This is a genomic window from Streptomyces sp. NPDC059852 (assembly GCF_042731455.1).
Taxonomy (GTDB): Bacteria; Actinomycetota; Actinomycetes; order Streptomycetales; family Streptomycetaceae; genus Streptomyces.
In genome coordinates this window covers 1-19,547 of record NZ_JBHWJK010000018.1, presented here as the reverse complement: position 1 = coordinate 19,547, position 19,547 = coordinate 1, and the positions used below count along the sequence as shown (strand labels likewise).

Genomic DNA, 19,547 nt, shown 5'->3' with positions numbered 1-19,547 from the left:
ACAGCGGGAAGGAGCGGTCGTGAGCAGGCCGTTGATCGGGGTCAGCACCTATCTGGAGGCGGGGGCGCGCTGGGGCGTGTGGGAGCTGGAGGCGGCCCTGCTGCCGGTGGGCTACCCGCGGCTGGTGCAGCGGGCGGGCGGCCTGGCCGTGATGCTGCCGCCGGACGACCCGGAGCACGCGGCGGCCGCCGTCGCCAGGCTGGACGGGCTGGTCGTCGCGGGCGGCCCGGACGTCGACCCGGTCCGCTACGGCGCCGAGCGCGACCCCCGCACGGGCCCGCCGGCGCCGGACCGGGACGTGTGGGAGCTGGCCCTGATCGACGCGGCCCTGGCGGCGGGTGTCCCGCTGCTCGGGATCTGCCGGGGCATGCAGCTGCTGAACGTCGCCCTCGGCGGGACGCTCGTCCAGCACCTCGACGGGCACGCGGAGGTCGTCGGCGTCTTCGGCGGCCACCCCGTCAAGCCGGTGCCGGGGACCCTGTACGCCGCCGCCGTCCCGGAGGAGACGACCGTCCCGACCTACCACCACCAGGCCGTCGACCGCCTGGGCACGGGCCTGATCCCCGCGGCCCACGCGGCCGACGGCACGGTGGAGGCACTGGAACTGCCGTCGCACTCCTGGGTCCTGGGCGTGCAGTGGCATCCGGAGATGGGGGACGACGTACGGGTGATGCGGGCTCTGGTGGAGGCGGCGGGCGGCTGACGCGGGGGGCACGGGCGACGGCCGCCCGGCGGAGCCCCCCTCACCCCCGCGTGAGCGACAGCAGCTCCCGCGCCGGGCCCACCGGGCGGTGGCCTGTCGGCCAGACCGCCCGGAGGTCGCGGGCCAGGGAGACGCCTGCGAGGGGGATGCCGACCAGGCGGCGCATGGACAGTTCCTCCCCCACGGCGAGTTCGCTGAGGACCGCGGGGCCGGCGCCGCTGACGGCGGCGGCCTTGACCGCCGTCGTGGAGGACAGTTCGATCAGCGGCCGGGCCAGGCCGCCCAGCGCCGCGTCCAGGACCTGCCGGGTGCCCGAGCCCTTCTCCCGCAGGATCAAAGGCGTCGCCGCCAGCTCCGCCGCGTCCAGCGGCCGGCGCCGGCGCGACCAGGCGTGCCCGGGCGCGGTCACCACGATCAGGTTGTCGTGGGCGATGACCACCGAGTCCAGCCCGGTCGGCACGGTCAGCCCCTCGACGAACCCCAAATCCGCCTCGTCGGCCAGCAGGCGTTCCGCGACGGCCGCCGAGTTCCCGGCGTGCAGCGACACCGCCGTGTCCGGCCGCTGGGCGCGCAGGGCGAGCAGCCAGCCCGGCAGCAGGTACTCCGCGATGGTCATGCTCGCGGCGACCCGCAGCCGCGAGTCCCGCCGTACCCGCAGCGCCTGCGCACCGGCGTCGAACGCCTGCGCCGCCTCCACGACCCGCCGCGCCCAGTCCGTCACCAGCGCCCCGGCGTCGGTCAGCCGCGAGCCGCGCGGTGACCGGTCCACGAGCGCGACCCCCAACTGCCGTTCCATGGAGCGGATCCGGCTGCTCGCCGCCGGCTGCGTGATGCCCAGCTCGCGTGCCGCCCCGCCCAGACTGCCCAGCCGCGCCACCGCCAGCAGCAGTTCCATCGCGCCCAGGTCGGGGACGCGGTGCGCCACGGACCCGGCGCGGTACGTCTCCCCCGCCTGCTCGCTCATAAGGTCAGTTTATGTCGCCATAGGAGGAGACTCCCTGGTGGGCGGCGCGGAACGCCCCGACGCTGGGGTCATGGTCACCGCCGTCCGTCACCTCGGACCTCACTGGTACGCCGCCGTCATGGGCACCGCCGCCGTCGCCACCGCGGGCGCGGCGCTGCCCGTGCCCCGCGTCCCGGGCCTGCGCACCGTCTGCGCGGCCGTCTGGGCGCTGTCGCTGCTGCTGCTCCTCGCCCTGCTCGCCGCCCGCGCCCTGCACTGGGCCCACCACCGCGACCAGGCCCGCGCCCATCTCCTCGACCCGGCGGTGGCCCCGTTCTACGGCTGCCTGTCGATGGCCCTGCTCGCCGTCGGCGGCGGTGCCCTGACCGCCGGCCGCGACTGGATCGGCGACGCGGCCGCGCTCGCCGTGGACACGGTCCTGTTCACCGCCGGGACGGCGACCGGGCTGGCGGCGGCCGTCGCCGTCCCCTACCTGATGGCCGTCCGGCACCGGGCCGACGCGGCGCAGGCGACGCCCGTGTGGCTGCTGCCGCTGGTCGCGCCCATGGTGGCGGCGGCCACCGGCCCGCTCCTCGTGACGCATCTGCCGCCGGGTCAGGCCCGCCGGACGCTGCTGCTGGGCTGCGTGGCGATGTTCGGGCTGAGTCTGCTCGCCACCTCGCTGATGCTGCCGCTCGTGTTCGCCCGGCTCATCACGGGCGGTCCGCTGCCGCTCGCGCTGACGCCGTCGCTGTTCCTGGTGCTGGGCCCGCTCGGGCAGTCGACGACCGCCGTCGGCGCCTTCGCGGACGCCGCCCCGGGCGCGCTGCCCGCCCCGTACGGCGAGGGCTTCGGCGTGCTCGCCGTGCTCTACGGCGTGCCCGTGATGGGTTTCGCGCTGCTGTGGCTGGGGCTGGCCGCCGCGCACGTCGTGCGCGCCCGGCGGCACGGCATGGGCTTCGCGATGACCTGGTGGGCGTTCACCTTCCCGGTCGGCACCTGTGTGACGGGCGCCGCGGCGCTCGCCCGGCACACCGGGCTGTTCGTCTACGACGGGCTCGCCGTGGGCCTGTACGGCCTGCTGGTCGCCGCGTGGACCGTCGCCGCCGTGCGCACCGCGCGCGGGCTGCTCAGCGGAGCGCTGCTCGCAGCGCCCCGGACAGCACCCGTGGCGCCTCGGCCAGTGACGGTCCGTACCACGTCAGGTGCCGTCCGCTGACGAGGGCGCAGGGCAGCGGGGCGAACGCCTCGGGTCCGTCGCCGGCCGTGAAGCGGTACGGCTCGTCGGGGAGGACGACGATGTCGGGGGCCGCCGCGCGCAGGCCGTCCAGCGGGACGCGCGGGTAGCGGTCCGGGTCGCCGGCGTACAGATGGCCGACGCCGAGGCGGGCGAGGACGTCCCCGGCGAAGGTGTCGCGGCCCAGCACCATCCAGGGCCGCCGCCACACCGGCACCACGGCCGTCACCCGGCGCGGCGGCCGGGGCGGGGACGCCCAGGCGGCCTCCGCCTCGTCCAGCCAGCGCGGGCGTGTCCGCACCCCGCACGCGTCCAGCACCCGCGTCAGCTCGCGGAAGGACGCGGGCACGTCCCGCACCTCGGTCAGCAGGACGTCGACGCCCGCGGCGCGCAGCGCCTCCAGGTCGGCGGCGCGGTTCTCCTCCTCGTTGGCGACCACCAGGTCGGGGGCGAGGGCGGTGATCCGGTCGAGCGCGGGGTTCTTGGTGCCGCCGATCCGGGCGACGTCCAGCTCGCGGGGGTGGGTGCACCAGTCGGTGGCGCCGACGAGGACGCCGGGCGCCGACACGGCGACGGCCTCCGTCAGCGACGGCACCAAGGAGACGACGCGCATCAGCGGCGCGGCCGGTCCCGGACCGCCTCGATGTGCTCGGCCACGGCGACGACGACGATCCGGGTCTCCGGCACCGTCGCCCGCCACCGGTGGCGCACCCCGCCGGTCAGGTACAGCGTGTCGCCGCGGCCCAGGCGGTAGGCGCGGCCCTCGGCCTCGATCTCGACCGCGCCGTCGGCGACGTACAGCAACTGGTCGTTGCGATGCTGGAGTTCGCGGCCCGCGTCATGGTCGCCGGTGTACTCGGAGGCGTGCATCTGGTGGTGGCCGCGCACCAGGGACCGGGTCCGCGGCTCCGGCGCCAGATCGGGGGTGTCGGCGCGGACCACGTCGACGCTGCACGCCGGGTCGGCGGCGGCGAGCAGTTCCACGGCGGTCGTGCGCAGCGCGTCGGCGACCTTCTCCAGGGAGCTCTGGCTGGGCCGCGCCCGGTCGTTCTCCACCTGACTCAGGAAGGGCACGGACAGGCCGCTGCGCCCGGCCACGACGGCGAGTGTCAGGTTCAGGGCACGACGGCGCCGGCGCACCGCCGCGCCCACCCGGAGGGGCTGCTCTTTGTGGTCGCCCATCGCTTCGGCTCCCTCCTTCGCCCGCCGGTCCGTCCGCCGCGCGCCGGTCGTCCGGCGCCCACCTTCTGCTGGGTTCTCTGCACCCTACGCAGGTTCGGCAAACCGTTTCATGCGGCCGTCACATCGACGACACATCAGGGGGTGCGCGACCCGCCGGATCGCGCCAGCACGACCGGCCGCCGAACGCCCTGCGGGCCCGGGCGTACGGTTCGGTCGGCCATGCCCCGCTGCCTTGTTCAATGCCCCCGCCCTCCCCGGTGTTCCCGCGACGCCGGCAACCGGCGGCCCTGCTCCTGGTGCCGGGCGGGGCCGCGCGCCCGACGCCGAGGCCGGCCCGCCGCACGGGCGATCCACGCACCGGGCCGGGCACCGGAGGTCGCCGTGCGTGGTTGGCCGGATCCTTCTCGTAGCGGGGCCGCCGCTCCGAAGACGGAGAACCCCGAGGGGTGGGCGCGCCGTACGGAGGGGAAGAACGTACGGCGTGACCCACCCCTCGGGGGGCGGCGGTCGGGTCCGTCAGGTCACCCGGCCGCCTGGCTCTTGTGCTCCGATCCGGCGACCGGGGCCCACTTGTCGACCAGCCCGGGGTTGCGGTCCAGCCAGGCGCGCACGGCGTCCTGCTCCTTGCCCTTGCCGGCCTTGGTGATCTCCGACTCCAGGCCGGTGAGCTGCTTCTCCGTCATGGAGAAGTCCTTCAGCCACGCGCCGACCTCGGGGTTGTCGTCGGCGAAGCCCTTGCGGGAGAGGGTGTGCACCTCGTCGCCGGTGCCCCAGGCGCCCTTGGGGTCCTCGAGCTTCCTCAGGTCGTAGTCGCTGTACGCCCAGTGCGGCGACCAGAGCGTGACGACGATGGGCTCCTTCTTGGCGTACGCACGCTTCAGCTCGGCGAGCATCGCGGGCGTGGAGCCGTCCACGACGTCGTACGAGCCCTCAAGGCCGTACGCCTTGAGGACCTTGTCCTTGAGCAGGCCCATCATCCCGGCGCTCGGCTCGATGCCGACGATCTTGCCCTTGAAGTCGGCGGACTTGTTCTTCAGGTCCGCCAGCGACTTCACGTCCTTCATGTACGAGGGGACGGAGAGCTCCAGCGAGGTCGGGCCGTACCAGGAGCCCAGGTCGTCGAGCCTGTCGCCGTACTTCTTCCAGTACTCCTCGTGCGTGACGGGCAGCCAGGAGTCGGTCTGGAAGTCGATCTGCCCCGTGGCGAGACCGGTGTACAGGGGACCGGCGGCGTACTGGGTGGTCGTGACGTCGAAGCCACGCCGTTCCAGCAGTTCCTTCCACAGGAACGTGGAGGCGATGCCCTCGTCCCAGGGGATGTAGCCGAGCTTGATCTTCTGTCCCTCGCCGATGTTCGTGGCGGAGGCCTCGGTGGTGCCGGAGGAGGGGCGGAAGACGCCCATGCCGCCCGCGACGAGGGCCAGCACGGCGACGCCGGCGACGGCGACGACCGGGCGCGGCCGGTGGTTCCACGCCGTGCGGGTGCCGGTCGCGCGGGCCTTGGCGGCGCTGCGGCGGCCGAGCGGCGAGATCCGCGTGCCGAGCGCGCCGGTGATGCGGTCCAGGTAGATGGCGAGGACGACGATGCCGACGCCCGCCTCGAAGCCGAAGCCGATGTCGAGCTGGCCGATGGCCTCGTTGACCGCGCCGCCCAGGCCGCCGGTGCCGACCATGCCGGCGATGACGACCATCGACAGGCTCAGCATGATGACCTGGTTGATGCCCGCCATGATCGTGGGCAGGGCCAGCGGCAGCTGCACGCGCAGCAGGGTGTCGCGGGGTGAGGTGCCGAAGGCCTCGGCGGCCTCCACCAGTTCGCCGTCGACCTGCCGGATGCCCAGCTCGGTCATGCGGACGCCGGGGGCCAGCGCGAAGATCAGGGTGGCGATGACACCGGCGGCGGTGCCCAGCCCGAAGAACAGGATGGCTGGGATGAGCAGCACCATCGACGGCATCGTCTGGAGCAGGTCCAGGACGGGCCGCAGCACCGCGCCGACCGTCCGGGAGCGGGCCGCCCAGATGCCCAGCGGGACCGAGATCACCAGGGCGATGACGGTCGCGACCAGCACCAGGGCCAGCGTGGACATCGCCCGGTCCCACAGGTCGAGCGAGTCGATCAGCGCGAACCCGGCGAAGGCGAGGACGCCCGCGACGAGGCCGCGCAGCCACCACGCCAGCACGGCGAGGATGCCCGCGAGCAGCAGGGGCTCGGGAGCGGTCAGGACGGTGTTCACACCGTCGTACATGCCTTCCACGACGGCCTTGACGGCGTCGAAGAGCCAGCCCATGTGGGCGACGAGCCAGTCGACACCGGAGTCGACCCAGTCGCCGAGACGCAGCCTAGGCACGGGCGGTCACCTTCCCCTCGGGGTTGTCGCAGGGCGAGGGATCGGCGCTCTCGTCGCCGAGGAAGCCGAGGAGCCGGCGGCGCGGTACGACGCCGACGACCCGGCCGGCCTCGTCCACGACCGAGACGCGGTGCGTCAGCCGGGTGCTGATCGCGCACAGCTCGGCGAACGTCGTGTCGGGGGTCGCGGTCTCGCACGCGCACAGCGGGGCGTCCGCGGTGACGCCGGTGTCCATGAGCGCGCTCGCGGTGAGCACGCGGGAGCGGTCGACGTCCTGGATGAAGGAGGCGACGTAGTCGTTCGCGGGGCGCAGCAGGATGTCCTCGGCGGTGCCGGTCTGGACGATGCGGCCGTCGCGCATGACGGCGATGCGGTCGCCGAGCCGCATGGCCTCGTTGAGGTCGTGGGTGATGAAGACGATGGTCTTCTTCAATGTCTTCTGCAGCTGGAGCAGCTGGTCCTGCATGTCACGGCGGATCAGCGGGTCGAGCGCGCTGAACGACTCGTCCATGAGGAGCAGGTCGGCGTCGGTGGCCAGCGCGCGGGCGAGGCCCACGCGCTGCTGCATGCCGCCGGACAGCTCGTCGGGCCAGGACTTCTCCCAGCCGCCCAGGCCGCAAAGCTCCAGCGCCTCGGCGGCGCGTTTCTCCCGCTCGGCGCGGGGTACCCCCTGCACGGCCAGGCCGTAGGCGGCGTTCTCCAGGACGCTGCGGTGCGGGAAGAGAGCGAAGTGCTGGAACACCATGCTGATCTTGTGGGCGCGGACGTCGCGCAGCTCGCGGTCGCCGAGCGCCGTCAGGTCCTGCCCGTCGAAGCGGACATGGCCCGCGGTCGGCTCCAGCAGGCCGTTCAGCATGCGCAGCAAGGTGGACTTGCCGGAGCCGGACAGGCCCATGACGACGAAGATCTGGCCGGGTTCGACCGTGAAGGAGGCGTCGATCACGGCGGCGGTGGTGCCGTCGGCGCGCAGCTCCTCGCGGTCGGCTCCCTGGCGGAGCCGTTCGACGGCCTCGTCCGGTCGTCTGCCGAACACCTTGAACAGATGGTCGGCCTCAAGCCTGGATGACACGGGTACCTCTTGTCTCGACGGCAGATGAACGGAGCGGCCCGCGCAGCAGTCGCGCAGGGAGCACCCCGGGGCCGCCCCTGCCCTGCCTCCGCGACCACAAACGCACAAGTGGCCCAGCCCACAGGGCCGCCACGGAGCGTGCCCGCACGCCCACGCGCGGGCCGCTGTCGGTGCCGTGCGGCATGATGCGTGCGTGACCGGACGACTGATGCTCCTCGACACCGCCTCGCTGTACTTCCGCGCCTACTTCGGCGTCCCGGACTCCGTGAAGGCCCCCGACGGCACCCCGGTGAACGCTGTGCGGGGCCTCCTCGACTTCATCGACCGCCTCGTCAAGGACCATCGCCCGGACGAGCTGGTGGCCTGCATGGACGCCGACTGGCGGCCGCAGTGGCGGGTCGACCTGATCCCCTCCTACAAGGCGCACCGCGTCGCCGAGGAGCACGAGGCGGGCCCCGACGAGGAGGAGGTCCCCGACACGCTGTCGCCGCAGGTGCCGGTGATCGAGGCGGTCCTGGACGCGCTCGGCATCGCCCGCGTCGGCGTCGAGGGGTACGAGGCGGACGACGTGATCGGCACGTTCACCGCGCGCGCGAAGGGCCCGGTCGACATCGTCACCGGCGACCGCGACCTGTACCAGCTGGTGGACGACGCGCGCGGCGTGCGCGTGCTGTACCCGCTGAAGGGCGTCGGCACCTTGCAGGTCACCGACGAGGCGTGGCTGCGCGAGAAGTACGGCGTCGACGGCCGGGGGTACGCGGATCTGGCGCTGCTGCGGGGCGACCCGAGCGACGGCCTTCCGGGCGTGCCCGGGATCGGTGAGAAGACGGCGGCGAAGCTGCTGGCGGAGTTCGGCGACCTGGCCGGGATCATGGCGGCGGTCGACGACCCGAAGGCGAAGCTGACGCCGTCGCAGCGCAGGCGGCTGGACGAGTCCCGGCCGTATGTGGAGGTCGCGCCGACGGTGGTGCGGGTCGCGGCCGACGTCCCGCTGCCGGACGTCGAGGTCGCCGTGCCGCGCGCCCCGCGCGACGCGGAGGCGTTGGAGGCACTGGCGGCGCGCTGGGGGCTCGGCGGCTCGCTGCAGCGGCTCCTCACGACGCTGGCCGAGTGAGCCGGGTGACGGGCGCGGGCGCCCCTGACGCATGGGACGGCCGCGACGGGGCATTCGTCCCGCACCCGGCCGTCCGCAGTTGAACGCGGCGGCACATGAACCCCACGTGACGCGACCGAGGTGCTAACTTAGGTAAACCTAAGCTCAGCAGAGGGAGGCCGTCATGGCAGAACGCCCTGCCCGCAAGCCGCGGAAGATCCGCTCCGCGCAGGTCGTCCGTACCGAACGGCTGACCCCGCACATGCAGCGCGTCGTCCTGGGAGGCGAGGGCCTCGCCGACTTCGCGGCGGACACCTGCACGGACCACTACGTCAAGATCCTCTTCTCCCCCGAGGGCGTCACGTACCCCGAGCCCTTCGACCTGGAGCGCATCCGCGAGGACCTTCCGCGCGAGCAGTGGCCGGTCACCCGGACATACACCGTGCGGGCCTGGGACCCCGAACACCGTGAGCTGACGCTGGACTTCGTCATCCACGGCGACGAGGGCCTCGCGGGCCCCTGGGCGATGCGCGCCCAGCGCGGTGACACGGTGCGGTTCATGGGCCCCGGCGGGGCGTACGCCCCCGACCCGGAGGCCGACTGGCATCTGCTCGCCGGCGACGAGAGCGCCCTGCCCGCCATCGCCCGCTCCCTGGAGTCGCTGCCCGACGGCGCCGCCGCGTACGCCTTCCTGGAGGTCGCCGGCCCCGAGGAGGAGCAGAAGATCGACTCGGACGTCGAGGTCGTCTGGCTGCACCGCGGCTCCCGCCCGGTCGGCGAGGCCCTGCTCGACGCCGTGCGCTCCCTCACCTTCCCCGAGGGCCGCCTCCACGCGTTCGTCCACGGCGAGGCCCACTTCGTCAAGGAACTGCGCCACCTGCTCCGCGTCGAGCGGGGCGTCCCGCGCGAGGACCTGTCGATCTCCGGCTACTGGCGCCTCGGCCACAACGAGGACGGCTGGCAGGCGTCGAAGCGGGACTGGAACGCCCGGATCGAGGCGGAACAGGAGGGGGCGACGCCGGCGGCGTAGCCCGACGGCGGGCGGCAGCGCGCACATCGGACGCCGGACGCGTCCCACGCGCCGGAGCGCACGCCCTGTTCGGCGGCCGGAAACAGTCGCATGGTGCGAAGCAGGGTTCCCGTGAGCCCCGGGAACAGCTCCACCAGTTTGAACAGTTGACGAAACGCACGGTGGCGAAGGAAGGTGGAGGTGATCCACGACCGCGTCGCCGACGCCGCGGTCGTGGCGTGGCGACCACCGATCACCTGCACCGTCCGGCGGTCGCCTCGGAGGTCTTGACTGACGGCACCACCCTGCACGCGATCGACGATGCCCCACCCGGCCGGTGCCGTCCGCAGGCCTCATCCGTGCACGAGTCAGCCACACCGCGGCAGCAGCGTAGGGAAGCACAGCGCGTAGTTCCTGGACTTGGTCGACTCCGCCACTCGGAGGGCGTCGTGAAGGGCACTGACCCCGCCTGGTTGCCTTGGGCTCCGTACCGCGACGGTGCCCGGGCGTCGTGGCGAGCCGCCCGCGCGGAGGGACCGACCTCGTCCGCGGACCCCTGATTCCGGGAGAGGCTCATGCCCCAGAACGTCGCCATAAACTTACCCATTCCGTCCCGGCTGAACCCCGGCCTGGCAGCCGCCAGGGAGCGACATCTGGAGTGGATGCGCCGCCGTGGACTCGTCGTGGGCCATACGGCCGCGCGCCGCTATCTGTTCTCGGCGGTGGCGGACCTGGCCGCCTACAGCTACCCGGACGCCGTCGGCGAGGACCTCGACCTGGCCTTCGACACGATGGGCTGGTTCTTCCTCTTCGACGACCTCTTCGACGTACCTGAAGGATGCGAGGCCGACGAGGCCGTCGATGTCTGCCAGCAGCTCATCGCACTCCTCAGCGAGGGCACCCGACCGCGCCCCGACGACGAGCCGCCCCTGGTGGCTGCGTTCGCGGACATCTGGCGCCGCACCAGGGCCGGCATGTCCCCGGAGTGGCGGCAGCGCGCCGCGCACAACTGGGTCGACTACCTGGTGGGCAATCTGACCGAGGAGATCGACCGGCGCACCTGGGTCCCCCAGGACTTCGCCACCCGGATGCGGATAGGACACCGCACCCTGGGACTGATCCCCTCCCTCGACCTCGCCGAACGGCTCGGGCACTTCGAGATCCCGCCGCTCATCTGGCACAGCAGCCACCTGGACGCGATGCGCCGGGCGGCCGTCGACGCCGTCAAACTCATCAACGAGATCATGTCCCTGGAGAACGACGACGCGCGCGGCGACCCGAACCTCGTGCACTGCCTGATGCGGCAGCGCGACTGCTCCCGGCAGGAGGCCATCCCGATGGCCGTCGCCCTCGTGCAGTCCTCGGTCGCCCGGCTCCACGAACAGGCCCGGACGATCCCGCTGTTCTCCTCCCGGCTCGGGCTCACCGGAGCCCAGTCCGAGAAGCTGCACCGCTATGCGACGGCCATGCTCACGTGGATACGGGGAAGCTACGACTGGAGCCGGAGCAACGGCCGTTACTCCCCCCACACGGCCAACGCCCTGAGCCCGGACGAGTCGGGTCAGCTCCACCCGACGAACCTGGCGCCGGTGTCCCACTAGCCTCTCGTAGGCTGGGCGGCAATGAGACGCCGTACGCCGCCCCCACCCTCTCCCCTGCCACAGCTCCACGGGGTGGACCCGGTGCGCGTACGGCTGCCCGCCGCGGACGGCTGGGCGACCGTCCGGGACCATCTCGTGGAGCGCCTCGCCGCAGGGGCCGCCGTCATCGACGGCATGCTCGACGCGGGCCGGATCGTGGACGCCGCCGGACGCCCGGTCACACGCGACACCCCGTACACCCCCGGGATGTACGTCTGGTTCCACCGCGAACTCGCCGACGAGGAGACGGTGCCCTTCCCGATCGAGGTCGTCCATCGGGACGAGCACATGGTGATCGCCGACAAGCCCCACTTCCTCGCCACCACGCCCCGCGGCAGCCATGTCGCCGAGACGGCGCTCGCCCGGCTGCGGCGAGACCTCGGGCTGCCGGCGCTCAGCCCGGCGCACCGGCTGGACCGGCTGACGGCGGGACTGGTGCTGTTCACGGTCCGGCCCGAGGAGCGCGGCGCCTACCAGTCGCTGTTCCGCGACCGGCAGGTGGCGAAGGAGTACGAGGCGGTGGCCCCGTACGACCCCGGGCTGGACCTGCCCCGCACCGTGCGCAGCCGCATCGTGAAGGAGCGCGGGGTACTGGCGGCCCGGGAGGTGACGGGCGAGCCCAACGCGATCAGCCGGATCGAGCTGGTGGAGCACCGGGACGGACGCGCCCGCTACCGCCTCACCCCCCGCACCGGCCAGACCCATCAGCTGCGCGTGCACATGAACGCCCTGGGGGTGCCGATCCTGGGCGACCCGCTGTACCCGGTGGTGACCGGACCGGTCCCGCCCGGCGACTTCCGGCGCCCGCTCCAACTGCTCGCGCGGACGCTGGAGTTCACCGACCCGATGACCGGGCGCCGGCACCGGTTCGTCAGCTCGCGTGCCCTGGAGTCCTGGTCGTCCTACGACGACTGGGCGGCCGGCTGACCCGGTGCCCGGCGAGGTCACTCGCCACGCCACCAGCGCAGGAAGCGGCCCAGCAGACCGGGCCGGGCGGCCGGCTCGGGCGGCGCCGCCGGTGCCGGTGCCGCGGCGGCGGGCGCGGGGATCCTCGGCTGCCGTTCCGGGGTGCCGACCTGCCAGGTGCTGACGCGCGGCGAGGCCAGGGGGTGCGCGGGCCGGGCCATCACGTCCTGCTGCGGCTTGGGCGCGAACTTCACCGGCAGCTCGACCAGATGCCGGTTCGAGATGGACGACCACCAGCGCAACTCGTCCTCGGGGCAGGCGAGCTGCACATCCGGCAGCCGGGTCAGCAGCGCGTCGACACCGACGTCGGCGATGGCACGGCCGATGTCCTGCCCCGGGCACTCGTGCGGGCCCCCGCCGAAGGCGAGATGGGACCGGTTGCCCTGCATATGGGCGGAGAGGTCGGGCCGGACCCGGGGATCGACGTTGCCCGGCGCGATCCCCATGATGAGGGCGTCGCCCTTGCTGATGTGCTCCCCGCCCAGCTCCGTGTCGTGCTTGGCGACGTACGGAAGGACCGTGCTGAACGGCGGCTCGTCCCAGAGGGACTGCTCGACCGCCTCGGGGACCGTCATCTGCCCGCCCTTGAGCTGGGCGCGGAACCGCGGGTCGGTGAGCACCACCCGCAGCACGTTGGCGATCAGGTTGGCGGTCGCCTCGTAGGCGGCGACCAGGATGATCCGCAGATGCTGGCTGACCTCGTCGTCGGTCAGCCGCGCCGGGTGGCTGATCAGATGGCTGGTGAAGTCGTCCGCGGGCTCGGCGCGCCGGCGGGCGGTCAGCCGCATCAGCACGTCCATCAGGTACGCGTTGCTGGCGATGGCCGTCTCGCTGCCCTTGGGCATGTCACGGGCGGCCTGCACGATCCGGTCGTTGTACTCGTCGGGCATGCCGAGGATCTCGCACATCACCATCATCGGCAGGTGCTCGGCGAACTGGCTGACCAGGTCGGCGCCCCCGGCCTCGCAGAACTGGTTCACCAGGTGCTGGGTGGCACGGTTGATGTACCGGCGGATCCCGCGGTGGTCGATGGTGGAGATGGCGCCGGTGACCGCGCCCCGCAGTCGCAGGTGCTCGTCGCCCTCGGCATGGACGCAGATGGGCTGCCAGGCGAAGTGCGGCATCATCGGGTGGTCGGGTTTGACCGTGCCGTCCTGCAGGGCCGACCAGAGCCGGGTGTCGCGGCAGAACTGCGAGGGGCTGCGCACCATGTGCAGGTTCTCCGCGTGGCCGAGCACCACCCAGACGGGCACGTCGTCGTGCAGCAGCACCGGGGCCACGGGCCCGTGTTCGGCGCGGAGCTTCTCGTACACGGCTCCCAGGTCCTCCGCGTCGGGCCCGTACAGCCGGCGCAGCCCGCCGGGGCCGATGCCGTGTGCGGGGCAGCCCGGGGGCGGGGTGGCCATGGGATCGTCCATACCGGGTGGGAAAAGGGATTCAGACGTCACGATGGGGGCTCCGAAACGAGGTTGTCCGGTTGCGGGAGGTAAGGGGGAGGATCCGGTCGGCACCGGCGGCCCGGCGCGACCGGTGCGTGGCTCACACAGGCGTCTTCGCCGTCGCCAGCGCGTGCAGGAAGTGCATGAGGGTCATCAGGACGTCCCGGCTGGAGGCCCGGCGCCGGACGTCGCACTCGACGATGGGGATCTCCTCGGCCAGGTCGAGGGCCGTGCGCAGCTCGGAGACGGCGTGACGGGGCGCGTCCGGGAAGGTGTTGACCGCCACCACGAACGGCACACCGCGCTCCTCGAGCCGCCCTATGACGTCGAAGCTGACCTCCAGGCGGCGGGTGTCGACCAGGACGACCGCGCCCAGCGCGCCTTCGAACAGCCCGTTCCACAGGAACCAGAAACGCTCCTGGCCCGGCGTGCCGAACAGGTACAGCACGAGCTGTTCCGTGATGCTGATACGGCCGAAGTCCATGGCGACGGTGGTGGCCGTCTTGGTGTCGGAGCCGTAGTTGTCGTCGACGCCGATACCGGCCTGCGTCATGGTCTCCTCGGTGGTCAGCGGTTTGATCTCGCTGACCGACCCGACCATGGTCGTCTTGCCGACGCCGAAGCCACCCACGATCACGATCTTGACCGCGGCCTCGGCCGTGTGCGGCAACTGGTCCTCGGTCCGTGGACCAGGGACGACGTCAGAGCTTTTGAAGTCCATGCATCACCGCTTCGAGGATCGATCGGTCAGCGACGGCCTGGCGCACGATCGGAGCGCGGGCGGTCACCAGCCCGGCCGTGAGCATGTCGGTGAGGACGACCGTCATCATGCTGAACGGCAGGTTGAGATAGGCCGAGAGCTCGGCCACGGACAGGGGGGCGGTACACAGCCGGAGCAGTGCCGACTGTTCCGGTGTGGCCGAGGGCGGGGGGTCGGCTCGCGCCACGATCAGCGTGACGAGGTCGAGGTCCCCGTCCCGCTCTCCGCCGTCCGGGCCGGCCACGACGAACAGCCGTTCAGGGTTCTTCTGCTTCCCGGCGGGGGCGGGCGGTGGCGGTAAGTGCTCCCGGGATTCTCGCCGCCGGCGTTTCGGAGGCGTCATACGGTCTGCCCGTTCCTCCGGGGCGGACTGGTGAGATGGGCGCCGATGCGGGCCACGAGGTCGGACATGCGGTTGCTCATCAGTCCGGGCTCGGCGAACGTGTCGGAGAGGACCGCGAGATAGGCGTTGGCACCGGCGGCCATCAGATAGAAGTAGCCGCCGTTGATCTCGATCAGGACCATCTTCATCTTGCCGTCGCTCTTCGGGATCTCCTGGGCGACCGCGCTGGCCAGGCTCTGCAGTCCGGCGCAGGCCGCGGCGACCCGGTCGGCGGTGTCGGGTTCGCCGCCGTAGCGGGCGATGCGCAGACCGTCGGCGGACAGCACGACGATCATCTGGATGCCTGGTACGCCGTCGTAGAGCTCCTTGAGCATCCAGTCGAAGTTGGCACGCTGCTGGATCACTTGAGGTCCCCCTCGTCATCGGCCTCGGGGTGGGCCGGTTGGGTTCGCGGTTGGAGTGTGAGCGGGTCCGGCTTGTCCTTGAGTCCGTTCCAGAACGCCTCCACCCAGGCGCCGGGCACGGGCTCGTCCTCCGCCGGCGCGGCGGGCTCGGGCTCGGGCGTGCGCGACGTCGACCAGATCGTCGGGCGGCCCTCCCGCTCCGCCTGCTCGATAGCCGCCTGCTCGGCGATCCGCTTGCTGAGCGGGGTCTTCACGCGGCTGCGGCGCTGGGGCAGCCCGTTCGCGGTCCACTCCGTGACGACGGGGACGTCGTCCTCCATGGAGACGGCGGCGGGAATCTTGGGGCTGGTGGGGCGGCGCTTCTTGGGCGCGCGCTGGGGGCCTTCGAGCACGTCGGGGCCCTCCGCCTTGGGGGCGGCGCCGGCGCCGATGCCGTGGGCGAGACCGGGAGCCGGCTCGGTGGTCATCATGTCGCGCGGCACGACGAGGACGGCGCGGACACCGCCGTAGGCCGAGGACCGCAGCGAGACCTGCATGTTGTACGCCGTGCACAGGCGTCCCACGACGGCCAGGCCGAGGCGCGGGGATTCCCCGAGCTCCTGGAGGTCGGTGCCCTGCTTGGCCCGTTCGAGCATGCCCTCGACGCGGGCGCGGGCCTCCTCGCTGAGGCTGACCCCGGCGTCCTCGATCTCGATGGCGACGCCGGTCTGCACCTCGGTGGCGGTGACGTGCACCTTGGTCTGCGGCGGCGAGTAGCGCGTGGCGTTGTCGAGGAGTTCGGCGGCGGCGTGGATGACGGGCTCGACGGAGATGCCGGCGATGTTGACCTTGGCGATGGAGTCGAGGCTGATGCGCCGGTACTCGAGGATGCGCGACATGGCGCCGCGCAGCACGCTGTACAGCGGGACGGGGTCGGGCCACTGGCGTCCGGGGCGGCCGCCGCCGAGCACGGAGATGGAGTCGGCGAGGCGGCCGATCAGCATGGTGCCGTGGTCGATGCGCAGGAGGTCGTCGAAGACCTCGGGGTTGCGCCCGTGGTCCTCCTCCATCTCCCGCAGTTCCACGGCCTGCTGGTGGACGATGGACTGGACGCGGCGGGCGATGCTGACGAAGGAGCGCTGCGCGGAGTCGCGGAGGGCTTCCTCGTGGTCGACGAGGTCGATCATCTGGCGCACGAATTCGACCTGAACCGGGGGGAGTTCCGCGTACGACGGGTCGATCTCCGCCAGGTCCCGCATCACCTCGTACGGCGAGGCGCCGCACCGCAGCCGGTGGATGGCGGCCGGCGTGATCTCCGTGGCGAGGCGGACCATCTCCTCCTCGTGGGCGGCGACGCGCCGTTCCAGATACGCGGTGTGACGGGCGTGCTCGACCTGCGCGTCCCGCAGGGCGCGTCCGCGGCGCACCGCCTCGGCCGCGCAGGCCAGTACGAGCGTCAGGGCCACGACACCGCACACGCCGACGGCCGTCCGGGCCGGTTCCGCCACGACGGCGACGGCGGCTCCGGTGGCCGCGGCCATCGCTATGGCCGGCAGCAGAAGCACGCGCGCGTAAGGGAGTTCACGCCGACGGGGCGGGGATTGAACGCTCACCATGTGGGCCCTCTGAAATGAATCGGGTGGGTGTACTGGGGGCTTGCAGGGGGGTACGTCATGGGTATGTCTGACTTTCCCGAGCTATAGGGAACAAGCGCACGAATACACCTCAACTCGGTGCGCTGCGGGCGAGCTTAGTCCGACCGGATCATCGCCGTGTCATATTCAGCAAGCACCTGAAATCGCCCGTGCGACAGGAGTACTCTCGGCTCTTTTGCACGCTGGGCATGCATTCGAACACGGAACGTCATGGCGTACGGACGTGCGAACGCGACTCACCGTGACGGGTGAGAGAGGCGGTTCCCCGCTCCTCGACGACGGAAGCGGGCGAGAGGCGGACGGGGCCGGTGAGGCCCGCCGGACGGATATGTCACGTCGCGCGGATGTGGCGCGCCAGACGAACCGAACACGCGCCCAGAGCGCGAAAGGTGCGGGAAACACGAAAGGCAAGGAGTCACGCACTCCTTGCCACTCTCAACTTATAGCGCACAGGGGGCCTTGCGGCAAGGCCCCCTCGATGGCGCACAATCTCCGGTCCGACCAGGAAACACACCCTCCCGGCACCTCGGCCTCTGATCGGAGACCCCGCTTGCACCCCCTCCCCACCACCGCGTTCGCCCTCGACGACCGTCGACGGGCCAAGGCCGACCCCGCCCTGATCTCCGACGACGACCGGCACTTCGCCGCCATCGCCCGCTGCCTCGAGGAGACGACGGCCGACCTCACCGAGCGGCTCGCCGCCGAACGCAGGGCGGAGGGCGGCCTGGGCCGCCAGGCGATGGACCGGGACACCGAGATCCACCGCCTCACCGCCCGGCTGCGCACCCTGCGCCGCTTCGGCCTGGACCTGTGCCTGGGCCGGATGGTCTTCGCGGACGACCCACGCCCGGTGTACGTGGGACGGCTCGGCCTGACCGACAGCACGGGCCGCAGGCTGCTGGTCGACTGGCGCTCCCCCGCCGCCGAGCCGTTCTTCGGCGCCACCCACGCCCGCCCGATGGGCCTGGCCAGCCGCCGCCGCTACCGGTGGACCGGCGGCCGGATCAGCGACTACTGGGACGAGGTGTTCACCCCGGACGGCCTGTCGGGGCACGCCGCGCTCGACGACCAGTCGGCGTTCGTCGCGAGCCTCGCCGGGAACCGCTCGGCCCGGATGCGGGACGTGCTCGGCACCATCCAGGCCGATCAGGACGCCATCATCCGCGCCGGGTCCCGGGGCGCGCTCGTCGTCGACGGCGGGCCGGGCACCGGCAAGACCGTGGTCGCGCTGCACCGCTCGGCGTACCTCCTGCACGCCGACCCACGCCTCGGGCACCGCAGGGGCGGAGTGCTGTTCGTCGGCCCGCACCGGCCCTATCTGGCGTACGTCTCCGACGTGCTCCCCAGCCTCGGCGAGGACGGCGTGCAGACCTGCGTGCTGCGCGACCTCGTCGCCGAGGGCGCCACCGCCGGTGTCGAGACGGACCCGGAGGTGGCCCGGCTGAAGTCGTCCGCGGACCTGGTGCGGGCGATCGAGAAGGCCGTGCGCTTCTACGAGGAACCACCCGCCGAGGGCATGACGGTGACGACCCCCTGGTCAGAGATCCGGCTCACCCCCGGCGACTGGGCGGCCGCGTTCGACGCGGCGGAACCCGGCACCCCGCACAACGAGGCCCGCGACCAGGTCTGGGAGGAACTGCTCACCCTCCTGACCGACCGGCACGAGGAGGACGCCTCCGGCGACGACGCCGAGATCCCGGCACAGATGCTGCGCCGCGCCCTGGAGCGGCACAGGGAGCTGCGTACGGCCTTCGACCGGGCGTGGCCCCTGCTGGAGGCCGCCGACCTGGTAGGCGACCTGTGGACGGTCCCCGCGTATCTGCGGCTGTGCGCCCCCTGGCTCACCCCGGACGAGGTACGGCTGCTCCAGCGCGAGCGGCCCGACGCCTGGACGGTGTCCGACCTTCCGTTCCTGGACGCGGCCCGGCAGCGGCTCGGCGACCCGGAGGCGGCCCGGCGCCGACGGCGGCACGCACGGACGCTGGCGGCGCAGCGGGAGCGGATGACACGGGTTGTGGACAACCTGATCGACGCCGTCGCGGACTCGGGTGCGGACGGCGACGACGGCGAGGGCCTGGTGCGGATGCTGCGCGGTCAGGACGCCCAGGTGAGCCTGGTCGACGAGGCGGAGCTGGACGAGCCGGACCCGGATCTGCTCGCCGGCCCGTTCGCGCACATCGTGGTCGACGAGGCGCAGGAACTCACCGACGCCGAGTGGCAGATGCTGCTGCAGCGCTGCCCGTCCCGGAGCTTCACCATCGTCGGTGACCGCGCCCAGGCTCGGCACGGCTTCACCGAGTCCTGGCGGGAACGCCTGGAGCGGGTCGGTCTGGACCGGGTCGAGGAGGCCTCCCTGACCGTCAACTACCGCACGCCGCGGGAGATCATGGCGGAGGCGGAGCCGGTGATCCGGGCCGTCCTGCCGGACGCCAACGTGCCGACGTCCATCCGCAGCGGAGGCCTCCCCGTCGTCCACGGCCCGGTCGCGGACCTGGACGCGGTCGTGGACGCCTGGCTGGCCGGGAACGCCGACGGGGTCGCCTGTGTCATCGGCGCCCCCGGCTTCCCGTCGACGGACCGGGTGCGGTCCCTTCCGCCGGAGCTGACGAAGGGGCTGGAGTTCGACCTGGTCGTGCTGGTCCGGCCCGAGCGGTTCGGCGAGGGCGTCCAGGCCGCCGTGGACCACTACGTGGCGATGACCCGGGCCACCCGGCAGCTCGTCGTCCTGCGGTGACGGCCTGGGGCCCGCGCCGGTCCGGAGGTCGCTCCCCGGACCC

At 72.6% G+C, this 19,547-nt stretch carries 17 protein-coding genes; 7 read left to right on the top strand and 10 right to left on the bottom strand.

The window, feature by feature from the left end; translation table 11 throughout:
- Positions 1–31: 31 nt before the first annotated feature.
- Positions 32–703: a gamma-glutamyl-gamma-aminobutyrate hydrolase family protein gene (locus tag ACFV46_RS22495; protein WP_385499501.1), complete on the top strand. Its 672-nt coding sequence runs from the start codon at positions 32–34 to the stop codon at positions 701–703.
- A gap of 40 nt (positions 704–743) precedes the next feature.
- Here the strand turns inward: ACFV46_RS22495 and ACFV46_RS22490 are convergent, their stop codons facing one another.
- On the bottom strand, positions 744–1,667 hold the full coding sequence (locus tag ACFV46_RS22490; RefSeq protein ID WP_376728575.1) for a LysR family transcriptional regulator: 924 nt from the start codon (positions 1,665–1,667) through the stop codon (positions 744–746).
- A gap of 70 nt (positions 1,668–1,737) precedes the next feature.
- On the opposite strand from ACFV46_RS22490, the gene ACFV46_RS22485 reads away from it, so the two are divergent.
- A complete protein-coding gene (locus ACFV46_RS22485; RefSeq protein WP_385499406.1) occupies positions 1,738–2,865 on the top strand; it encodes a TDT family transporter in 1,128 nt (375 codons plus the stop codon).
- On the opposite strand, the gene ACFV46_RS22480 is transcribed toward ACFV46_RS22485, so the two are convergent.
- From ACFV46_RS22480 to ACFV46_RS22465, 4 genes are all read right to left on the bottom strand, one after another.
- Positions 2,777–3,496 (bottom strand): helical backbone metal receptor, encoded by a 720-nt coding sequence (locus ACFV46_RS22480; RefSeq protein WP_385499405.1) that lies wholly within the window; start codon positions 3,494–3,496, stop codon positions 2,777–2,779. The two genes, ACFV46_RS22485 and ACFV46_RS22480, sit on opposite strands and share 89 nt — an antisense overlap.
- Positions 3,496–4,065, bottom strand: a complete 570-nt coding sequence (locus ACFV46_RS22475) for an XRE family transcriptional regulator (protein WP_361930667.1) — start codon at positions 4,063–4,065, stop codon at positions 3,496–3,498. Before ACFV46_RS22475 ends, ACFV46_RS22480 begins: the two co-directional genes overlap by 1 nt.
- A gap of 521 nt (positions 4,066–4,586) precedes the next feature.
- Positions 4,587–6,413, bottom strand: a complete 1,827-nt coding sequence (locus ACFV46_RS22470; protein ID WP_385499404.1) for an ABC transporter permease/substrate binding protein — start codon at positions 6,411–6,413, stop codon at positions 4,587–4,589.
- On the bottom strand, positions 6,406–7,482 hold the full coding sequence (locus ACFV46_RS22465; RefSeq protein WP_385499403.1) for a glycine betaine/L-proline ABC transporter ATP-binding protein: 1,077 nt from the start codon (positions 7,480–7,482) through the stop codon (positions 6,406–6,408). The genes ACFV46_RS22470 and ACFV46_RS22465 overlap by 8 nt, the downstream gene beginning before the upstream one ends.
- 208 nt (positions 7,483–7,690) lie before the next feature.
- Here ACFV46_RS22465 and ACFV46_RS22460 point away from each other — a divergent pair, with 208 nt between their 5' ends.
- The 4 genes from ACFV46_RS22460 (at position 7,691) to ACFV46_RS22445 (ending at position 12,151) form a co-directional block, all read left to right on the top strand.
- The gene (locus ACFV46_RS22460) at positions 7,691–8,596 is read left to right on the top strand and encodes a 5'-3' exonuclease (protein ID WP_361930928.1); all 906 of its coding nucleotides are present in this window, start codon (positions 7,691–7,693) and stop codon (positions 8,594–8,596) included.
- 163 nt (positions 8,597–8,759) lie between these two features.
- The gene (locus tag ACFV46_RS22455) at positions 8,760–9,605 is read left to right on the top strand and encodes a siderophore-interacting protein (RefSeq protein ID WP_385499402.1); all 846 of its coding nucleotides are present in this window, start codon (positions 8,760–8,762) and stop codon (positions 9,603–9,605) included.
- A 641-nt stretch (positions 9,606–10,246) separates the two neighbouring features.
- Positions 10,247–11,185 (top strand): pentalenene synthase, encoded by a 939-nt coding sequence (locus tag ACFV46_RS22450; RefSeq protein ID WP_385499401.1) that lies wholly within the window; start codon positions 10,247–10,249, stop codon positions 11,183–11,185.
- Between the two features lie 21 nt (positions 11,186–11,206).
- On the top strand, positions 11,207–12,151 hold the full coding sequence (locus tag ACFV46_RS22445; protein ID WP_385499400.1) for an RluA family pseudouridine synthase: 945 nt from the start codon (positions 11,207–11,209) through the stop codon (positions 12,149–12,151).
- 17 nt (positions 12,152–12,168) lie between these two features.
- Here ACFV46_RS22445 and ACFV46_RS22440 read toward each other — a convergent pair whose 3' ends face one another.
- The 5 genes from ACFV46_RS22440 to ACFV46_RS22420 form a co-directional block, all read right to left on the bottom strand.
- Positions 12,169–13,596 carry a cytochrome P450 gene (locus ACFV46_RS22440; RefSeq protein ID WP_361930650.1) on the bottom strand — a complete coding sequence of 476 codons (1,428 nt, stop codon included), beginning with the start codon at positions 13,594–13,596 and terminating at the stop codon, positions 12,169–12,171.
- 133 nt (positions 13,597–13,729) lie between these two features.
- Entirely contained in the window at positions 13,730–14,350 is a 621-nt protein-coding gene (locus ACFV46_RS22435) for an ATP/GTP-binding protein (protein WP_376728566.1), read from the bottom strand.
- Complete coding sequence (locus ACFV46_RS22430) at positions 14,331–14,732, bottom strand: DUF742 domain-containing protein (RefSeq protein ID WP_361930645.1); 402 nt, start codon at positions 14,730–14,732, stop codon at positions 14,331–14,333. The genes ACFV46_RS22435 and ACFV46_RS22430 overlap by 20 nt, the downstream gene beginning before the upstream one ends.
- Positions 14,729–15,136 carry a roadblock/LC7 domain-containing protein gene (locus ACFV46_RS22425; RefSeq protein WP_062672133.1) on the bottom strand — a complete coding sequence of 136 codons (408 nt, stop codon included), beginning with the start codon at positions 15,134–15,136 and terminating at the stop codon, positions 14,729–14,731. The genes ACFV46_RS22430 and ACFV46_RS22425 overlap by 4 nt, the downstream gene beginning before the upstream one ends.
- Positions 15,133–16,731, bottom strand: coding sequence for a sensor histidine kinase (locus ACFV46_RS22420; protein ID WP_385499399.1), 1,599 nt, complete (start codon positions 16,729–16,731; stop codon positions 15,133–15,135). Before ACFV46_RS22420 ends, ACFV46_RS22425 begins: the two co-directional genes overlap by 4 nt.
- Positions 16,732–17,320: 589 nt before the next feature.
- On the opposite strand from ACFV46_RS22420, the gene helR reads away from it, so the two are divergent.
- A complete protein-coding gene (helR, locus tag ACFV46_RS22415) occupies positions 17,321–19,504 on the top strand; it encodes an RNA polymerase recycling motor ATPase HelR (protein WP_385499398.1) in 2,184 nt (727 codons plus the stop codon).
- Positions 19,505–19,547: the final 43 nt, after the last annotated feature.

What these genes read in the sequence shown, in the direction of transcription:
- ACFV46_RS22490 (WP_376728575.1), bottom strand. Translation starts at nt 1,667, where the DNA reads ATGAGCGAGCAGGCGGGGGAGACGTACCGCGCCGGGTCCGTGGCGCAC.
- ACFV46_RS22485 (WP_385499406.1), top strand. Translation starts at nt 1,738, where the DNA reads ATGGTCACCGCCGTCCGTCACCTCGGACCTCACTGGTACGCCGCCGTC.
- ACFV46_RS22480 (WP_385499405.1), bottom strand. Translation starts at nt 3,496, where the DNA reads ATGCGCGTCGTCTCCTTGGTGCCGTCGCTGACGGAGGCCGTCGCCGTG.
- ACFV46_RS22475 (WP_361930667.1), bottom strand. Translation starts at nt 4,065, where the DNA reads ATGGGCGACCACAAAGAGCAGCCCCTCCGGGTGGGCGCGGCGGTGCGC.
- ACFV46_RS22460 (WP_361930928.1), top strand. Translation starts at nt 7,691, where the DNA reads ATGCTCCTCGACACCGCCTCGCTGTACTTCCGCGCCTACTTCGGCGTC.
- ACFV46_RS22455 (WP_385499402.1), top strand. Translation starts at nt 8,760, where the DNA reads ATGGCAGAACGCCCTGCCCGCAAGCCGCGGAAGATCCGCTCCGCGCAG.
- ACFV46_RS22450 (WP_385499401.1), top strand. Translation starts at nt 10,247, where the DNA reads ATGCGCCGCCGTGGACTCGTCGTGGGCCATACGGCCGCGCGCCGCTAT.
- ACFV46_RS22445 (WP_385499400.1), top strand. Translation starts at nt 11,207, where the DNA reads ATGAGACGCCGTACGCCGCCCCCACCCTCTCCCCTGCCACAGCTCCAC.
- ACFV46_RS22440 (WP_361930650.1), bottom strand. Translation starts at nt 13,596, where the DNA reads ATGGCCACCCCGCCCCCGGGCTGCCCCGCACACGGCATCGGCCCCGGC.
- ACFV46_RS22435 (WP_376728566.1), bottom strand. Translation starts at nt 14,350, where the DNA reads ATGGACTTCAAAAGCTCTGACGTCGTCCCTGGTCCACGGACCGAGGAC.
- ACFV46_RS22430 (WP_361930645.1), bottom strand. Translation starts at nt 14,732, where the DNA reads ATGACGCCTCCGAAACGCCGGCGGCGAGAATCCCGGGAGCACTTACCG.
- ACFV46_RS22420 (WP_385499399.1), bottom strand. Translation starts at nt 16,731, where the DNA reads ATGGTGAGCGTTCAATCCCCGCCCCGTCGGCGTGAACTCCCTTACGCG.